Source organism: Aliiroseovarius crassostreae (assembly GCF_049803815.1).
Classification (GTDB): Bacteria; Pseudomonadota; Alphaproteobacteria; order Rhodobacterales; family Rhodobacteraceae; genus Aliiroseovarius; species Aliiroseovarius crassostreae_A.
Window position 1 is genome coordinate 52049 of sequence record NZ_JBNAGI010000003.1, and the last position, 18532, is coordinate 70580.

General features: G+C 60.4%; 14 protein-coding genes. 9 read left to right on the forward strand and 5 right to left on the reverse strand.

The window, feature by feature from the left end; all coding sequences use genetic code 11:
• Nucleotides 1-86: 86 nt before the first annotated feature.
• The 3 genes from ACP15V_RS09505 to ACP15V_RS09515 form a co-directional block, all read right to left on the reverse strand.
• Nucleotides 87-1109, reverse strand: coding sequence for a glutathione S-transferase C-terminal domain-containing protein (locus ACP15V_RS09505; protein WP_424943449.1), 1023 nt, complete (start codon nucleotides 1107-1109; stop codon nucleotides 87-89).
• Nucleotides 1110-1113: 4 nt separating this feature from the next.
• Complete coding sequence (locus ACP15V_RS09510; protein WP_424943450.1) at nucleotides 1114-1680, reverse strand: hemerythrin domain-containing protein; 567 nt, start codon at nucleotides 1678-1680, stop codon at nucleotides 1114-1116.
• A 77-nt stretch (nucleotides 1681-1757) separates the two neighbouring features.
• Entirely contained in the window at nucleotides 1758-3287 is a 1530-nt protein-coding gene (locus ACP15V_RS09515; protein WP_424943451.1) for a glutamate synthase-related protein, read from the reverse strand.
• Nucleotides 3288-3528: 241 nt separating this feature from the next.
• Here ACP15V_RS09515 and ACP15V_RS09520 point away from each other — a divergent pair, with 241 nt between their 5' ends.
• The 7 genes from ACP15V_RS09520 to ACP15V_RS09550 all read left to right on the forward strand — a co-directional run bounded on the left by ACP15V_RS09520 (nucleotide 3529) and on the right by ACP15V_RS09550 (nucleotide 11186).
• Entirely contained in the window at nucleotides 3529-5532 is a 2004-nt protein-coding gene (locus ACP15V_RS09520) for a hydantoinase/oxoprolinase N-terminal domain-containing protein (protein WP_424943452.1), read from the forward strand.
• A 162-nt stretch (nucleotides 5533-5694) separates the two neighbouring features.
• Nucleotides 5695-7314, forward strand: coding sequence for a PHA/PHB synthase family protein (locus ACP15V_RS09525; protein WP_424943453.1), 1620 nt, complete (start codon nucleotides 5695-5697; stop codon nucleotides 7312-7314).
• 3 nt (nucleotides 7315-7317) lie between these two features.
• Entirely contained in the window at nucleotides 7318-8157 is an 840-nt protein-coding gene (locus ACP15V_RS09530) for an alpha/beta fold hydrolase (RefSeq protein ID WP_424943454.1), read from the forward strand.
• 21 nt (nucleotides 8158-8178) lie between these two features.
• The gene (locus ACP15V_RS09535; RefSeq protein ID WP_424943455.1) at nucleotides 8179-8952 is read left to right on the forward strand and encodes an enoyl-CoA hydratase-related protein; all 774 of its coding nucleotides are present in this window, start codon (nucleotides 8179-8181) and stop codon (nucleotides 8950-8952) included.
• A gap of 265 nt (nucleotides 8953-9217) precedes the next feature.
• Nucleotides 9218-9679 carry a peptidoglycan-binding domain-containing protein gene (locus ACP15V_RS09540; protein ID WP_424943456.1) on the forward strand — a complete coding sequence of 154 codons (462 nt, stop codon included), beginning with the start codon at nucleotides 9218-9220 and terminating at the stop codon, nucleotides 9677-9679.
• Complete coding sequence (locus ACP15V_RS09545; protein ID WP_424943457.1) at nucleotides 9676-10320, forward strand: L,D-transpeptidase; 645 nt, start codon at nucleotides 9676-9678, stop codon at nucleotides 10318-10320. Before ACP15V_RS09540 ends, ACP15V_RS09545 begins: the two co-directional genes overlap by 4 nt.
• Nucleotides 10321-10337: 17 nt before the next feature.
• Nucleotides 10338-11186, forward strand: a complete 849-nt coding sequence (locus ACP15V_RS09550) for an extensin family protein (RefSeq protein ID WP_424943458.1) — start codon at nucleotides 10338-10340, stop codon at nucleotides 11184-11186.
• Between the two features lie 234 nt (nucleotides 11187-11420).
• Here ACP15V_RS09550 and ilvD read toward each other — a convergent pair whose 3' ends face one another.
• Together ilvD and ACP15V_RS09560 are read right to left on the reverse strand one after the other, a co-directional pair.
• A complete protein-coding gene (gene ilvD, locus ACP15V_RS09555; protein WP_424943459.1) occupies nucleotides 11421-13256 on the reverse strand; it encodes a dihydroxy-acid dehydratase in 1836 nt (611 codons plus the stop codon).
• 127 nt (nucleotides 13257-13383) lie between these two features.
• On the reverse strand, nucleotides 13384-15426 hold the full coding sequence (locus ACP15V_RS09560; protein WP_424943460.1) for an FAD-dependent oxidoreductase: 2043 nt from the start codon (nucleotides 15424-15426) through the stop codon (nucleotides 13384-13386).
• A gap of 176 nt (nucleotides 15427-15602) precedes the next feature.
• Here ACP15V_RS09560 and ACP15V_RS09565 point away from each other — a divergent pair, with 176 nt between their 5' ends.
• Together ACP15V_RS09565 and ACP15V_RS09570 are read left to right on the forward strand one after the other, a co-directional pair.
• Nucleotides 15603-16241, forward strand: coding sequence for a TetR/AcrR family transcriptional regulator (locus ACP15V_RS09565; protein WP_424943461.1), 639 nt, complete (start codon nucleotides 15603-15605; stop codon nucleotides 16239-16241).
• A 119-nt stretch (nucleotides 16242-16360) separates the two neighbouring features.
• Nucleotides 16361-18442: a polysaccharide biosynthesis tyrosine autokinase gene (locus ACP15V_RS09570; RefSeq protein WP_424943462.1), complete on the forward strand. Its 2082-nt coding sequence runs from the start codon at nucleotides 16361-16363 to the stop codon at nucleotides 18440-18442.
• Nucleotides 18443-18532 lie beyond the last annotated feature (90 nt).

Consider the following 18532-nt stretch of genomic DNA (forward strand, 5'->3'; position numbering starts at 1 on the left):
CTTTATCGCGCATCATAACCAGGCCTGAACGGGGATTGGCTTTCTCTGCGCGAAGGCTTGGTTTTCGGGTCAACGGCGACACCCCGTTACGTCACCGCAAGGTCAGGATGGTGATAGGCTTCGGGATAACTCATTGGCTTGAGAGGTCCGTGCGGCACGACACCGTTCCAACTGCGCCCGAAATACCCTTGGCGACAATGCACCAGTGATCCTGCCTCGGCGACACCGGGCAGGGCATACACACGGCACAGCCAGCGCCATAGGTGTGGATAGTCCAGAATACGTGCGCCGTTGAGTTTCATCCTGACATAATAGACCGGATCATGGCGGTAGAGCGTTGGAAACAGGCGAAGGTCGGCCTCGGTAAACTGCGCGCCCGTAAGATATGATCTGCCGTCCGACAGCCTGTTCTCCAGCGTCTCCAGCGCTTTGAAATAAGAGTCGAAAGCAGCGCCGTAAATATTCTGGTCCGCAGAGAACCCTGCCTTATAGGCACCGTTATTGATCGAGGTATAAATCAGTTCGTTCAGATCCTGGATCTCCTTGCGAAGCGCGGTGTCACTGGGGCAAAGCCGGACTCGTTCAGCCTTGGCGATACGGCTGCCAAGCGCGTCCGCCTGTGCGTCCAGCATTCGGATGATCTCGGCGCTTTCATTGTTCACAATGCGGCCCGCGATCTTGTCATACAGGATGGGCACAGATTTCTCTTCAGACCCCTCGGCACGGTAGATGTCCTGAGCAAGCCGCACCCCCTTGCCTGTGCCGGTTTCAAGGGTGCATTCCGGCAATGGCTCACCGGTCAGGCTTGCAATGCGATCCGGTGCAAATTCCCATAGGTTCGGCCCTTCCGGATCGCCATCTTCGGTGCGGTTGGGAAAGGCCACATCCATCGTGATGCTATCTTGCAGACCCAGCACGTTGCGCGCCAGGGTCACGCGGTGGCACCACGGGCAATTGAGGGCCACGAACAGGTGATAACGACCTGACTCGGCAGGGAAATCAGGATCCCCGATGGCGTGGCGAAACCCGCTTTTGCCGCGCACGAATTCACCTCGTGCGCGGCGTTCTTTGATGGCGGTTTGGTCTTCTTCGGTTGATCGGTCTGTCATGCTGTTATCCTCTCAGCCGGTGATGCAAAATGATCGGCACCGCCAGGTCCTCCTCATCGCTTAGATGACGTTTCAGGAATGCCTCTATTGTTGCGGCGGTCTGATGAACCTGTCCGGCCTCGTCATGGGCTTGTGCCGCATCCAGCACAGACAGTTTGATCAGCCGGTTGGCCGTTCTTGTGAAGTCATCCAGCACCTTGTCCAGATCGGCATGGTCTTGTTCCAGCACCTCAAGACCCGCATCAAAACGTGGGTCAGCGGCCGAGAGTTCCGGAAAGTAACTGTGGTCTTCCCAGCCGTGATGGCCATGCAGATTTCCAACCAGATTGCCACCGTAAAAGGACAAACGCGCAGCGTAATCCTCGAGCGCGATGTTTCGATCCAGCAGCGTTTCGGCATCCAGCCGGACACGTTCGGCCACGCGACGAAACATTTGGTGGGCGCCCAGCCAATGTTTGGTCTTTTCCTGAAAGCCGGGGTGCGCCTCCCAGCTGTCCCGGGGATATTTCTCCAGAAGGAACCGCATCTCAAGTGGCATTTCGTCCTGACGAATGGTGTGAATGTCGAGCATCGATCGTCTCCTTTCCGGGAAGAGGTGGGGAGGCGCGCGCCGCTCGACCAGAGCTGCCGACGCACAGTGGGTGTGCGTTAGCGAACGCCAGCAAAGCGGATGCCGCTCAGATCCGCGATCTCTCGCTTCCATGTGGTGATGTCTCGTGGCGTAAATCCAGACAGGCTGTCATGACCACAGGCGCGGGCAAGAACCTGCATCAGTTCAACACTCGCTCCGAAAAAGCGCGCGAGCTTTTCAGCGCCGACCTGGACATCCAGACGTTTGCGCAGTTCCGGCTTTTGCGTCGCCACGCCAACAGGGCAGTTGTTGGAATGACACATGCGCGCCGCGATACAGCCCACCGCCTGCATCGCCGAATTGCTCACCGCCACCGCATCCGCGCCAAGCGCCATCGCCTTGGCGAAATCTTCGGCCACACGCAGGCCACCGGTGATCACCAGCGTCACCTCACGGCCCGTCTTGGCATCAAGATGCGCGCGGGCGCGGGCCAGTGCGGGAATTGTTGGAACCGAGATATGGTCGCGGAAGATCAGCGGAGCCGCCCCCGTACCGCCCCCTCGTCCATCAAGGATGATGTAATCGGCGCTGGCCTCAAGCGCGAAGTCGATGTCGTCTTCGATATGGTTCGCGGAAAGCTTGAAACCAATGGGGATACCGCCAGAGCGGTCGCGCACCTGGTCCGCGATGCGCTTGAAATCGGCAGGCGTGTGCAGCTCCGGGAAGGTGGCAGGCGAGATCGCAGGTTGCCCCGGCTGCAACCCGCGCACCTCGGCGATCTTGCCCTGGACCTTGTCGCCGGGCAGATGTCCGCCGGTGCCGGTCTTGGCCCCCTGGCCACCTTTGAAATGGAAAGCCTGCACCTTTGTGACATGCTCCAGATCCCAACCGAACCGCGCCGAGGCAAGTTCATAGAAATAGCGGTCATTTTCGGCTTGCTCCTCGGGCAGCATACCGCCTTCGCCAGAGCAGATCCCCGTCCCGGCCATCTGCGCCCCGCGCGACAAGGCCGTTTTGGCTTCTTCAGACAACGCCCCAAAGCTCATGTCAGAAACGAAAAGTGGAATGTCGAGATGCAGGGGCTTCGCCGCGCGCGGGCCAATGGTGACGCCGGTGGCAACAGGTGCCTCGTCAAGCAGCGGTTTCCGGGCCATCTGTGCGGGCAGAATTTGGATATCGTCCCAATGCGGCAGGTCTTTGCGGGGCACACCCATTGCCCCCATTTCTCCGTGGTGGCCAAGCTTGCTCAGCCCATCTTTGGCCAGGGCGTGGATGCGGGCGACAGTGGGTTCCTCCGCGGTCGGCGTTGCCTGCTGGGGGTCGGATTTGGGCGCCGGCGCGGCATCCCCCACCGCAAGATCACCCAGGCGCGTGTGTGAGCCATCACAGAATGGACCGTTTGCGGTGGATTTACACCGACACAACGCCGCGTCGCCGTCTTTCTCGGCTGTAAACTTCAAGGGTTTTAGACCCGTCCCGGCGTGAGACCCATCGCAAAACGGCTGTGACTGTGAGCGCCCGCATCGGCACCAGAAGTAGTCTTTCCCCTTCTCCAAAGTCACTTTTTCAGGGGTTTTGGCGGCAATGATGGGCACGTCTTTGGTCATTGTGGTCTCCTGGCTAAGTTTCGCGCGGTCCTGCACGACAGACTAGTCAATCACGGGACGTATCGGAACCACCCAAGTCAGGTTCGCGGTTTCACGGCGGCGACGTTGTGGTTCTTGAAATAGAAGGGATCGACTGTGGCATTGAAACAGAGGGGGCAAAAAGCGACGTCATCACGTCGAAAATGGTCTGACAATTCCCGGCCACGCCTGATATGGCGGTTTGGCGAAACAGGAGGGTATCATGGCGCTATCACTGGGAGTGGACACGGGCGGCACCTATACGGATGCGGTGCTGATCCGGGATGAAACGACGGTGATTGCCGCCGCGAAATCCCTGACCACACGCCATGATCTGGCGGTCGGTGTGGGACGCGCGGTTGAGGCCGTGTTGCACGAGGCCCAGGTGGATCCGGGCGAGGTCACTTTGGCGTCGCTCTCGACCACATTGGCCACCAACGCCCTGATCGAAGGGCAAGGTGAACGGGTTGGGTTGATCCTGATCGGCTTTGTCGAAAAGGACATGCAGCGTCACGGCTTGGCCGATGCGCTGGGCGATGATCCTTATGTGATCCTGACTGGTGGTCATGACCATGCGGGCAATGAGGCCGCGCCCTTGGATGAAGATGCGCTGCGCACCTGGCTGTCGACCCATGCGAATGATCTGTCGGGTTTTGCCGTGGGCGCGCAATTTGCCACCCGCAACACCGCCCATGAACGGCGGGTGTCTGAGATCATTCACGAGGTTTGCGGCAAACCGGTCAGTTGTTCGCACCATCTGAGTGCCAAGCTGAACGGGCCAAAACGCGCGCTGACCGCGGTTCTGAACGCGCGGCTGATTGGCATGATCACCCGGTTGATCACCCGCGCCCACGCCCGGTTGCAGGAGTTGGGCGTGGATGCGCCCCTGATGGTGGTGCGCGGCGATGGGGCGCTGATCTCGTCAGAATTTGCGCTGGAACGCCCGATTGAAACCATCCTCAGCGGTCCGGCCGCCAGCATCGTGGGCGCGCGCTGGATGACGGGGGCCACGGACGCGTTGGTCAGTGACATTGGCGGCACCACCACCGATGTCGCGGTGTTGCGCGACGGGCGCCCGGCAATTGACCCGGAAGGGGCGCGGGTCGGTCCCTATCGTACCATGGTCGAAGCGGTGGCGATGCGCACCACCGGGTTGGGTGGTGACAGCGAGGTGCATTTTCGGTCGCAGGGCCTGACAGGCGGCGTCACCCTTGGCCCGCGCCGGGTGCTGCCGGTGTCGCTGATCGCCACGGAAGCCCCTGATATTGTGCATGAAACCCTCGAGGCGAAACTGCGCAGCACCTATAATGACGAACATTTCGCCCGCTTTGTGCGCGCGGTCACGGGCGTGCATCGCGGCGGGTTGAAGCCACGCGAAGAAACGCTTCTGGATCGGATCGGCGATCAGATCCACCCGCTGGGTGACATCCTGTCCTCGCGTCTGGAACTGAGCGCGTTGAAACGGCTGATCGAACGGGGGTTGGTGCAGATCTCGGGCGTGACGCCCTCGGATGCCAGCCATGTGTTGGGGCACGCCGATGCCTGGGATCGGGACGCGGCGCGGATGGTGTTGGAGCTGGCCGCGCGGCAACGCACCGGCGCGGGCAAGGTGCTTGCACAGAATGCGACCGAGATGGCGCAGATGATTGTCGACCAACTGACCCACCAGACTGCATTGGCGCTGCTTGAGGCCGGGTTTGCCCATGAGGCGGAGGGGTTTGATCTGCCGGTCGAGGAGCTGGCGCGGCACTTGCTGATGCAGCGCGGCCTTGATGGACATCGCGGGTTGATCAAGCTGGATGCGGGGCTGAACCTGCCGGTGATCGGGCTGGGGGCCTCGGCGCCCACCTATTACCCGGCGGTGGGTGCGCGGCTGCACTGTGACATGGAGCTGCCGCCCCACGCCCATGTGGCCAATGCCATAGGTGCGGTTGTGGGACGGATCACCATCCGCCACAGCGGCACCATCACTTGCCCATCCGAAGGCAAGTTCCGGGTGCATCTGGAGGCGGGGCCTGAGGATTTCACCACGGCGGAGGACGCGTTGAAGCGTCTGGAAGCTGTGCTGCGCGATCTGGTGGCGCGTGAGGCACAACAGGCCGGGGCCGAAGGTATTCAGGTCACGGCCCAGCGCAACATCCAGACCGCCACCATCGACGGGCGCGAAGTGTTTTTGGATGCGGAGGTCACGGCAGAGGCCTCGGGCCGGCCCCGCATCGCGGCCTGACGCGCCCCTGACAAAGGTCATTTCAGCGGAAATCGCATGTTTTCTGGCGATTTCCGCGCCCTTTCGTCGCAAAAACACATTCTTGCAAAACTCTTGAAGCAATTCGCTGCAAAATCCATGTAACCACCAAGCAACTGCCGTGCGAACAGGAAAGGTGCCACCATGACCAAGGATTTTTTCAAGACCCTGGAGGCGATGTATCAGACGGAAAATTCGCCCTTTGCGAAATGGACCAACACCTGGCTGAAATATCAAAACGATATGGCGCAGGCCTGGATGCAGGCCGCACAGAAGGGGGGCGAGGCGGAACCGTCGCGCGACCACCGGTTCAAGGGCGAGGCCTGGAACGAAGGCATTTTCCCGCTGCTGCGTCAGTCCTATGAGATCACCGCCAAAGCGATGGCGGATATGGCCGATGAGGCAGGGCTGCCCGAGGACCAGCAAGAGAAGCTGAGCTTTTACACCCGTGTGGCCGCCGACAACATGGCGCCCTCGAACTTTCTGCTGACCAACCCCGAGGCGCTGAAACTGGCGCAGGACACCGGGGGGGAAAGCCTGAAAGACGGGATGCAGAACCTGATGGAGGATCTGCAAAAGGGCTATATCTCGACCACGGATGAAGAGGCGTTCGAAGTGGGCAAGAACCTGGCCACCACGCCCGGTCAGGTGGTGTTCCGCAATGATATCATCGAGCTTATTCAATACGATCCGATGACGCCGCAGATCCGCAAGAATCCCATTTTGGTGGTGCCACCCTGCGTGAACAAGTTTTACATCTTCGACCTGAATGAAAAGAAATCGATGATGCGCTATTTGCTGGAACAGGGGCAAAGCGTCTTCATGATGTCCTGGCGCAACCCCAGCCGCGAGATGGGTGATCGAAGCTGGGATGATTACGTCGGTGACGGGATTTTTGAGGCCCTGCGCGTGACCGCCGAGATCAGCAAATCCGACAATGTGGACATGATGGGCTGGTGCAATGGCGGCACGATGCTGATCGCCGCTTTGGCCGTGTTGCCAGAGGATCTGAAAGCCAAGCTGGGCACCGCGACCTTCCTGTCGTCCTTGATTGATTTTTCCGATCCGGGCCAGATTGGGGTCTTTATCGACGAAGCCCAGAACGAAGTTTATAAACAGCGCCTGGGGACGGAAAATGTGGCCCCCGGGCGGGACATTGCGAACGCGATGGCGATGCTGCATGTGAACGAGTCGATCTGGAATTTCGTCGTGTCGAACTATCTGCTGGGCAAATCCCCCGCGCCGTTTGACGTGCTTTACTGGAACGCCGACACGTCGAACCTGCCGGCCAATTGGTACAAATTCTTCATCGAAGAGATGTACATGAAGAACAAGCTGCGCGAACCCGGTGCGCTGACGCTGTGTGGCCGACCGGTGGACACGCGCAACATTGATGTGCCGTGTTATTTCCTGGCCGCTGATGGCGATCACATCGTGCCATGGACATCGTCCTACACCGCGACCGATCTGGTGTCGGGCGAGACCGAGTTTGTGCTGACCACCGGTGGGCACGTGTCCGGCACCGTGATCAACCACCCGGCCAAGACGCGACGCAAGTTCTGGGCGGATGGGGATACGGCGGAAACGGCCGAAAACTGGCAAGGGTCGGCCACGCTGACCGACGGCAGCTGGTGGCCACATTGGCTGGCCTGGATCGAGGATCAGAACCCCTCGACCAAGGTGAAAGCCCCCGCCAAACGGGGCAACAGAACCCACAAACCCCTTGCCCCGGCACCGGGCACCTATGTGTTGGAAAAGGTGTAAGGGATGAAAGATATGCCAGAGGGCGCGCACATGGCGGCGCCCGATACCGCGTGTTTCCATTTCTTGCGTCTGGATGGCGCACGGGTGCGCTATTTCCGGCGCGACGGTGATCCATCCCTGCCGCCGCTCTTGATCTGCAACGGGTTGGGGCAGTCGATTGAGGTGCTGCTGCCGATCATGGAACAGCTTGGCCCCCGCACCCTGATCGCCATCGACATGCCCGGCGTGGGTCGGTCGGAAATGCGCGAGGATATTGCCGTAATCCAGGATTATGCCCGCTTCACCTTTGAGGTGCTCAACGCGCTGGAGATCGACAAGGTCGATCTTCTGGGCATTTCATGGGGTGGTGCGTTGGCGCAGCAGATGACCCATGTGGCCCCCGATCGCATTGGCCATCTGGTGCTGGCAATCACATCCGCAGGTGGGATCGGCAGTTGGTGGGGCACGCCGATTGCCCTGTCGGAAATCATGTTCCCGCTGCGCTTCCTGAACAAGACCTATGGCAATTTCATCGGTCCCTGGATGTATGGCGGCGAGGCGATCTTGCATCCGGAAATCTTCCGTGAATATTCACGCCACGCCATTGCGCCCAGCCCGGAAGGGTATTTCACGCAGGTCCGCGCCATGTGCAACTGGACCAGCCTGCCGTGGCTGCGATCCATTGATAAGCCCACCCTGATCATTGCCGGGAAATATGACGGGCTGATCCCGATCACCAACCAGTTGCTACTGGCCAATATGATCCCGGATGCCACGCTGCAGATCTATTCGGCGGGGCATCTGTTGATGTTCACCAAACGCAACGAGGTCGGCCCGCTGATCTCGACCTTTCTTGACGACTGACCCCTGAAGACAGAGACGAATATGCCTGAAAACATCACCATCACCCGCGAAGGCCGTGTGGTTCTGGTCACCCTGAACCGTCCCAAACAACTGAACGCTCTGAACTCGGCCCTGGCGCGCGAAATCATCGAAGAGCTGGCCCCGCTGGATCGCGATCCCAGCGTCGGGTGTTTTGTGCTGACCGGCAGCGAAAAGGCCTTTGCGGCGGGGGCGGACATCAAGGAAATGTCGGACAAGAGCTATGACGAGATGGCCGAGATGGATTTCTTTGCCGAGTGGGAAATCTTTGCCAAGTTCCGCACGCCCAAAATTGCCGCCGTGCGCGGCTTTGCCCTGGGCGGCGGGTGCGAACTGGCCATGATGTGTGACTATATCATCGCCAGCGACACCGCGAAGTTTGGCCAGCCCGAAATCAAACTGGGCGTGATTGCCGGGATCGGTGGCACCCAGCGCATGACCAAACTGATCGGTCGCGCCAAGTCGATGCAACTGCACCTGACCGGCCGGATGATGGATGCGGCCGAGGCGCTGGAGTGCGGGCTGGTGGCGCAGGTTCTTCCCGATGCGGAGATTATGGAGCATGTGATGGCAGAGGCGGCGACCATTGCCGGTTACGCCAAACCCGTCGCGCAGATCGCACGCGAGGCGGTGCACCGCGCCGAGGAACTCTCGCTCAATGAAGGTCTGTTGTGGGAACGCCGTGTGTTCCACTCGCTTTTCGCGACCCATGCGCAGAAAGAAGGCATGGCCGCCTTTGTCGAGAAACGCGCGCCGAATTTCCGGCCTGACGAGTGAGCGAGGGCGATATTTAAGAACACAGGTCTAAGAATACAGGGCGGCGGTCAGCGCCGCCCATTTTTGTTGCTGATGGCGAGTGCGCCAGACGTCCAGGCCCCGGCGTTGCAAACCTTGATCCGCTCGTTCGCGCGAGGTCTGATCGACGGGCGCTGGTCCTGTTCCGCGCCATGGTGGGGCATTGGGAAATTAAAAAAACACACCATGTTGCAACCGATTGGGCCTTTCAAGCGTTGACTTCGAAATAATCTTCGAGGTTTCCACTATGCGTAAGCTGATCACCTGTCTCGCCATGGCCACGGCCCTGCCGGCCCTACCCGCTTTGGCCCAATCCAATCAGGCGCAATCATCCGCATCAAATGAGCCGTCTTCCGAGCTGCAGGAGAGAGCAGAGGCGACCGAGACGATGATCGAGGAGACCGACGCCGCCAACAGCCCTGCCGAGGAAAACCCGCCAAGCCCCCAGCCCCCGCTGTCTGCGGAAACAATCAACGCCGCGCAGTTTGACGGCGCCCCCCTGCCCGACGGGCAATCCGCGTTGACGGTCAAGCTTCAGGTCCTTCTCAACCGGGCGGGAATTTCCCCGGGTGTGATCGACGGCTACAAAGGCGGGATGAGCGAAAGCGCCATTCGCGGCTTTGAAAGCCGGGCAGGCCTATCGGTGGATGGTGTGCTGGACGCAGAGGTCTGGGCCGCGCTGGAACAGTTCGACACTGCGGGGCGGTGAAAGACTATACCATCGCCGAAGCAGATTTTGAGGGCCTCGTCGATGCGATCCCGAACAATGTGGCCGAAAAAGCCGAGATGGATCATCTGGGCTATACCCGCGTGACCGAGGCCATTGCCGAGAAATTCCACATGGATGAAGATTTCCTGAAGGCCCTGAACCCTGACAGCACGTTCGAACGGGGGACCACGATCAAGGTCACGGATCCGGGCGCCGCTTCCAGCGGAGAGGTGGCACGGATCGAGATCCGCAAAGCCGACCAGCGCGCGCTGGCATTCGATGCAGAGGGCCGCGTGATTTCCGACTATCCCGTGGCGATCGGATCGGAGGAGACCCCCTCGCCGCAGGGCAATGTGGAAGTGACGGCCGTGGCATATGACCCGACCTACAGCTACAACCCGGAGCTCAATTTCGAAGCCGATGGCGTGAAGGAAAAGCTGACCTTGCCACCGGGGCCGAACGGACCGGTGGGGTCAGTCTGGATCGACCTGTCGGAACCCACATATGGGCTGCACGGCACACCGGAGCCCGCGAAGCTTTTCGTCAACGCCAGCCACGGCTGCGTACGGTTCTCGAACTGGGATGCGATGGAACTGGCGGATATGGTGTCCGAAGGCACAGTGGTGGCCTTTGTCGAATGAGGTGCGCGCGTGTCCTTTTGCTGATCCTTACGCCGGGTCTGGCCAACGCGGATGATCTGGACCGCTCGCCGATCCCCGTTCCCAGACCGGCGACTGTTCCGGAACCTGCCCCAGCGAGCCAAACGGATGCTGAAGGGAAAGGAAGCGGGGCGGAGCGTTCTCCGTCTGAACGCAGCCCTGTCGCTGATGCCGCAACAGGCGATGAGGCAAAGACCGAGATTGAGCCGGGATCGGACGCGCAACCCGACTCAGATACCTCAGACACGCCGCCCCAATGGAAGGTAACGGCCCTTGCAGAAGCCGATTACACGGCATGTCTGGCCGACCTCGACGCCCTCGGCGTGAGCTATCGCGAGGGCGACCCGATCACCTCAGATGACAATCCCGATTGCGGTATTCTGCGGCCCCTTGTGGTAGACAAAATCACAACTGGTGTTGCGATCACGCCAGCGGCCACGCTGCGTTGCGATGCGGTCCGGTCTCTGGCGCGTTGGACACGGGATTTTGTGTTGCCTGCGGCGCGCCGCCTTGAGGACCGCGGCGCATTGGTCGCCATTCAAAACGGATCTGGCTATGTCTGCCGCGCCCGCAACGGCACCTCGGATCGAAAACTGTCGCAACACGCCCTTGGCAGCGGGTTTGACGTCATGGGCTTTACGTTTGAAACCGGTGCCGCCATCCCGATTGAACCGCGCGAAGCCGACGGCACGATGGCCGAGGCGTTTCAGGATGCCGTGCGCGCCTCGGCCTGCCTTGATTTCACAACGGTGCTTGGGCCGGGGTCAAATGCGGCCCATGAAAACCACCTGCATCTTGACGTGATAAAAAGGTCGACTGGCTACCGGATTTGCGAGCAGGGGGGATGATCGGGGGGGCCGGATGTCCAACACTTTGTACCGGCGGCGGAGCGCGTAACGGACCGGCATAGTGGTTGACGTCAGGGGGGGGGGGGGGGGGGCCCCCCCCCCCCCCCCCCCGAATTAAAAAAAAAAAAAAAAAGGCTGGGGGTTTCACACCCCCAGACCCCCGTGGGATATTTATAACAAGAAAAAGGGCGGAGAATTTTCCCCACCCTTGCGTGTTTTTGGTCGTAAGTTTGATCAGTCGATCACGCGCACCGCACCTTTGGCGGCAGAGGACGCGAGCATCGCGTAGGCCTTGAGCGCCTTCGATACTTTGCGCTTGCGCGGTTCAGCGGGTTTCCAGCCTTTCGCGTCCTGTTCCTTGCGACGCTCGGCCAGTTCCGCGTCCGAGATGGCGAGGTTGATCGAACGGTTCGGGATGTCGATCTCAATCTTATCCCCGTCCCGCACAAGCCCGATGGCGCCACCTTCAGCGGCTTCCGGCGAGGCGTGGCCGATCGACAGACCCGAGGTGCCACCCGAAAAGCGGCCATCCGTCAGAAGCGCGCAGGCTTTGCCCAGGCCCTTCGATTTCAGGTAGCTGGTTGGGTAGAGCATTTCCTGCATCCCCGGCCCACCGCGCGGCCCTTCGTAGCGGATCACCACCACGTCGCCTTCCTTGACCTTGCCGGTCAGAATGTCGTTCACGGCGGCGTCCTGGCTTTCGCAGACATGCGCAGTGCCGGTAAAGGTCAGGATGCTTTCATCCACGCCCGCGGTTTTCACGATGCATCCATCCAGCGCGATATTGCCGAACAGAACCGCCAGACCGCCGTCTTTCGAGAACGCATGGTCCGCCGAGCGGATCACGCCACCTTCGCGGTCGGTGTCGAGCTCCTTGAACCGGTTCGCCTGTGAAAACGCCTGCGTGGTGCGCACACCGCCGGGGGCGGCTTTGAACAGGCTCTCGGCCTCGGGGTTGTTGGCGACCTTGATGTCCCATTTGGCAATGGCTTCGCCCATGGTGGAGGAATGCACGGTCGGCACGTCATTGTGCAAAAGACCCGCACGGCTGAGTTCGCCAAGGATCGAGAAGATGCCCCCGGCGCGGTGCACGTCTTCCATGTGGACATTGTGGATGTTCGGCGCGACCTTGCACAGGCAGGGCACTTTGCGCGACAGGCGGTCCATGTCGGTCATGTCGAAGTTGACCTCGCCTTCGTGCGCGATGGCCAGAAGGTGCAGAACCGTATTGGTGGACCCGCCCATGGCAATGTCGAGCGACATGGCGTTTTCGAACGCTTCAAAGGTGGCAATTTCGCGCGGCAGCAGGCCTTTTTCTTCGTCCTGATAGTGACGCTTGGTGATCTCGACGATCTTGCGACCGGCCTCAAGGAACAGGCCTTTGCGGTCCGCGTGGGTGGCAAGGGTTGATCCATTGCCCGGCAGCGCGAGGCCCAGCGCCTCGGCCAGACAGTTCATCGAGTTGGCGGTGAACATACCCGAACACGACCCACAGGTCGGGCAGGCGTTTTCTTCGATATGCTGGACCTGCTCGTCGGTGAATTTGTCATCGGCCGCAGCCACCATCGCGTCGACAAGGTCGATCTTGTTCATGTCGAGGTCTGCAATGTCGATCTTGCCCGCTTCCATCGGACCGCCGGACACAAAGATCACCGGGATGTTCAGGCGCATCGCGGCCATCAGCATACCGGGGGTGATCTTGTCGCAGTTCGAGATACAGACCATGGCGTCGGCACAATGGGCGTTGACCATATATTCCACGCTGTCCGCGATCACCTCGCGCGACGGCAGGGAATAGAGCATCCCGTCATGGCCCATTGCGATGCCATCATCCACGGCGATGGTATTGAATTCCTTGGCGACACCGCCAGCGGCCTCGACCTCGCGCGCGACCATCTGGCCCAGATCCTTCAGGTGCACGTGGCCCGGCACAAATTGGGTAAAGCTGTTCACGATGGCGATGATCGGCTTGCCGAAATCGTCATCCTTCATCCCGGTGGCGCGCCACAATCCGCGGGCCCCGGCCATGTTGCGCCCATGGGTCGACGTTCTGGAACGGTAAGCTGGCATGTTTTCTCGCCTCTTGCAGTCTATTCAGCAGTCAATTCATCGGCACAGGGATTAGCACCCTTCCTGCGCTGAAACCAGAGGGAGTTGCGGTGCGCCGCCTTTTCCCACTTGGGTTCGCCGCATGGGGTCAGATGTCCTTTACCAGGCGCAGCGCGTCATAGATCGCCGCATGGGTGTTGCGGGCGGACACGGCGTCACCGATGCGGAAGAGCTGAAACTGCCCATCCGGGTTGCGGGTGATCGTCTGGGGGCGCCCCTCGATCAGCGCATCATGATCCACCGCACCAAGGTTGGTGCTGTCCTCGCGCAGGGCGAAATAGAGGTCATCCATCGGCAATGTGCCATAGTTCACCACCACCTGATCATAGTCCGCCGTGCGGGTGTGATCGGAGTAATCGGTGCCAATGGTCGCGATCAGCCGGTTGCCGGACTTGGCCACGTCCAACAGGCGGCGGGCGACCGTGAAGGTCACATCCTTGTCCTGCAGCGCGCGCATATAGGGCACGAGGTTCATTGCCATCACGTCCGGGGCAAAGGTGCGATCGGGGGTCATCACCTCGACCTTCGCACCAGATTCTGCGGCGATTTCAGCGGCCTGCAGCGCCGGGTGATCGCCGCTTTCATCATAGATCAGAACGTGGTCTGCGGGTTTCACATCGCCCGCGATCACATCCCATGCGGTGACCACATGCTGTGCCTCGCCTGCTTCGAACAGCTCGGTGTTTGGCAGGCCGCCGGTGGCGACGATCACCACGTCGGGATCCAGCGCCCGCACATCTTCGGCCTCGGCCCAGGTGTTGAAGCGAAACTCCACATCCCGCGCCGCACATTGCGCCATGCGCCAGTCGATGATCGAAATCATCTCGCGTCGACGGGGTGACAGGGCCGCCAGGCGGAGCTGCCCGCCGGGGTCGGGTTGGGCTTCGAACACAATCACCTCATGACCGCGCTCGGCCGCGACCCGTGCCGCTTCCAGACCACCGGGACCGGCGCCGATGATCACCACGCGCTTTTTCTCGTCCGCCGGGGGGATATCATGCGGCATGGTCAGCTCGCGCCCGGTGGCGGGGTTGTGAATGCACAGCGCTTCGCCCGCGCCATAAATCCGGTCGAGGCAATAGGTGGCGCCAACACAGGGGCGAATGTCCTCTTCGCGGCCTTCGATGATTTTGCGCACCACGTGGGGGTCGGCCATATGGGCGCGGGTCATGCCCACCATATCCAGTTGGCCCGAGGCGATGGCATGGCGGGCGGTGGCCACATCGGGGATTTTTGACGCATGGAACACCGGCAAGGTAACCGCCGCCTTGACCCGGCCTGCGAAGTCCAGATGCGGGGCGTTTTTCATCCCCTGCACCGGGATCATATCGGTCATCGCCGGGTCGGTATGGATGCGACCACGGTTGACATTGAGGTAGTCCACATGGCCGTTGGCTTCGAAAAGGCGGGCGATCTCCAACCCCATGTCTTCGTCAATGCCACCGGCTTGTGCCTCATCCGGTGCAAAGCGCACGCCGACGATGAAATCTTCGCCAACCCGCTGGCGCACGGCGGCGATGATGTCATTGGTCAGGCGCAGGCGGTTTTCGAGGGATTTGCGCCCATATGGGCCGTCCAGATCGTTTGAGAGGGGCGAGATGAACTGATCGAGCAGGTGGCCGTGGGTCATGACCTCAACCCCATCCATGCCGCCCGCTTTCATCCGCTCAGCAGCATCTGCGAAATCGGTGATGATCCGGTCGATATCCCAATCTTCGGCCAGTTTTGGGAAGGCACGGTGGGCGGGTTCGCGGTGTTTGGTCGACGATACGGCGGGCAGCCAATCGCCCTTGGCCCAATGGGTGCGCCGCCCCAGATGGGTCAGCTGAATCATCACCGCGCAGCCATGGTCGTGGCAGGCATCGGTGAGGTTCTGGATCCACGGCACCACCTCGTCCTTGTAGGCGAGGATATTGTTAAAGACCGGCGGGCTGTCCTTTGACACGGCGGCCGATCCGGCGGTCATCGCGAGCGCAACCCCGGCCCTGGCCCGTTCCGCGTGATAGGCGGCATAGCGTTCCTTGGGCATCCCGTCTTCGGGATAGGCCGGTTCATGGCTGGTGGTCATGATCCGGTTTTTCAGCGTCAGGTGTTTCAGCTGAAAGGGTTGCAGCAATGGATCTTTGGACATGTGGGTCCCTTCTGGCGAGGCGGCCCCGCCGGTTGCCGTGTGCCAATCGCGCCGCAAAGGCAGACGCGGACCCGCTGTGAGAGCGGATGCGGACCCGTCGCCCCACCCTTGCGCACGCAATTAACACATGTGTCATTAAAATTGACACTTGTGTCAAGAAAATTTAGAAAGACACCATGAACAAAGACGTCATCCCCCAACCCGATCCCAAACCCCATGGATCAGAGGCCGCCTGGCTGAGTGCGGCCTATGACGTCCTGACCGAAAGCGGGGTCGAAGCGGTGAAAGTGGGGGTGCTGGCGAAACGGCTGGGGGTCACACGGTCTGGGTTTTACTGGTATTTCAAAGATCGCGATGCGCTGCTGGAGGCGATGATTGCGCGCTGGGACGCGAAGAACACCGGCAACCTGATCGGTCGCACCGAGGCCTATGCGGAAACCATATCCGAAGCGATGCTGAACCTGTTTGACTGCTGGCTGGATGCCGATCTGTTTGATTCCAAACTGGACCTGGCCATCCGCAACTGGGCCCGCACCAACCCGGACCTGCAAGCCAAGGTCACCCGATCAGACAAGCGACGGTTTGACGCCATCTGCGCCATGTATCAACGGTTTGGCTATTCCTTTGAACAGGCCGAAGTGCGCAGCATGACGGTGCTTTACACCCAGATCGGCTATATCTCGATGCTGGTCAATGAACCGCTTGATGAGCGGATCAACCGCATCCCCCATTACATCGAGTTTTATGCCGGTCAACGCCCCAGCCAAAGCGAGATTGCCCGGTTCACCGCCAAACACACCCGCCCCCGGACCTGAACCGGAAACAGGGGAAGACCCCCTTGCCATTCCTGACAACTCTTGCATGATAAAGCCCGTGTGTACTTTCGGTATTCGTGTGCCCTTTCCGACACAAGACATCAGGACCAGGATCAATCATGCCAGCGCGCCCTTCGCCCCCTCCTGTGGACCCGATGCAAGAGGATGTGGTTGACCTGACCGAATTGATGCGCGCGCTGTGGCGCCAAAAGCTGTTGATCGGCCTGATCACCGCGGTTTTTGTTCTGCTGGGCGGCTATTACGCACAGGTCATCGCCACACCCAAATATCGCGCGACAACGGTGCTGCTGCTGGACACGAGCGGGCAGAAAATTGTTGATCTGGGCATTTCCCTGCCCAATCTTGGCTCGGATTCGCGCGCCATCAATACCGAGGTGGAGGTGCTGCACAGCCGGGAATTGCTGCAACGGGTGGCCATCGCTGCAAATCTTGCCGAAGACCCGGAATTCAACAGCGCTCTGCGCGTGCCGGGGCTGAAGGCCCGCCTGATGGGAATGCTGCGTGGCGAAGGGGGTGCAGTCGACACAGCCGAGCGAGAAATGGAACGGGTGGTCAATGCGCTGATTAAGGCGCTGACGGCCCGCAACCTGCCGAAAACCGAAGTGTTGCAGATCACGCTGGAAACTGAAGACCCGGTCAAATCCGCCGCCCTCGCCGACTTGGTCGCCCAGGAATACATTCTTTATCAGATGGATGTGAAATTCGAAGCCACCCGAAGCGCATCGCAATGGCTCAGTGGTCGGGTGGCGGATCTGAAACTGGATCTGGAACAGGCGGAAGCCCGGCTGGCCAGCTATTCCACCCAATCGGATGTGGTCAGCAAGGAAAACGTTCAGGCGCTGGAGCGGCAGTTGAAAGAGCTGCGCAGCCGGTTGGACACGGCCGAACGGGTAAAAACAGCGGCGCAGGACAAGGCCAATGGGCTGACCAGTTTGACCACCGCCCCCGATGCGGTGAAAGCAAAAAGCATAAATGATAGCCGGCTGGCCGAGATCTATAAAACCAGCGGCGCGTCCCCAGAATTTGACACAAGGTTCACCATGCTTTTGAACCGCGCACAGTTGGAGGCACGCCGGGCCCAAAGCCAGGCGGAGGCTTTGCGCGACAGCATATCCACGCTTGAAACCCAGATCGCCGCACAAAGCGATGAGTTGATCGAGCTGCAGCACCTGTCACGGGACGCCGAGGCCAGCCGTCTGCTTTATGAATACTTCCTCAGCCGGTTGAAGGAAAACGCGGCCCAAGAGGGCCTGCAACAGGCCGACAGCCGGATCCTGTCCCATGCGGTCATCCCAACCGCGCCATCCGAACCACGGAAGTCGCTGATTCTGGTGCTGTCCGCCTTTCTGGGCCTGATTGCGGGCAGCGGCACGGCATTGGCCCGCGAGGCGATGCAGAACACCTATCGCACGGCGGCGGAACTGGAAGAGGCCACCGGCATTGCGGTGATGGGGCAAATCCCGCTTTTGCCCGCGATGGATCGACAGGGCAGCCTGACCTATCTGGCCGACAAACCGATGTCCGCCGCCGCCGAAGCCATACGTAATCTGCGCACATCGGTCCTTCTGTCGCGCCTCGATGCGCCCCCCCGGGTGATCATGACCACGTCATCGGTGCCAAATGAAGGCAAGACGTTGATCTCTTTTGCGCTGGCGCAAAACCTGGTGGGTATGGGCAAGAAGGTGCTGTTGGTCGAAGGCGACATTCGGCGGTTGGTGTTCAGCCAATATCTCGACACCGAAACGGGCAAGGGGCTTTTGTCTGTCTTGTCCAACGAGGTGAGCCTGGCCGACGCGGTGCTGCATTCGTCGGTGCTGGGGTGTGATGTCCTGCCAGGTGACCCCAGCAATGTGAACGCGGCTGATATCCTGTCCTCCAACAGTTTTGATGCGTTCCTTGAGACCGCCAAATCCGCCTATGACGTGGTCATCATCGACACGCCACCAGTCCTGGTGGTGCCAGATGCCCGCATTCTGGCGCCCAAGACGGATATGGTGCTGTTCACCGTGCAATGGGACAAGACCAAAACCCGCCAGGTGGCGGACGCATTGCGCCTGTTTTCCGTGGCCGGACAAAAGGTGGACGGGTTGGTGTTGAACCAGATCGACGGCACCCAGATGAAACACTACGGTTATGGCGATACCTATGGCAGCTATGGGGGCACATATTACGCCAACTGATCCCCATTTGCGCCGCTGGACAATTGCCACTCAACTCGCCCTTAGGGCGATCTTGCTGTACCGTCAAAATTGTGCCATTGTGCCACCAAT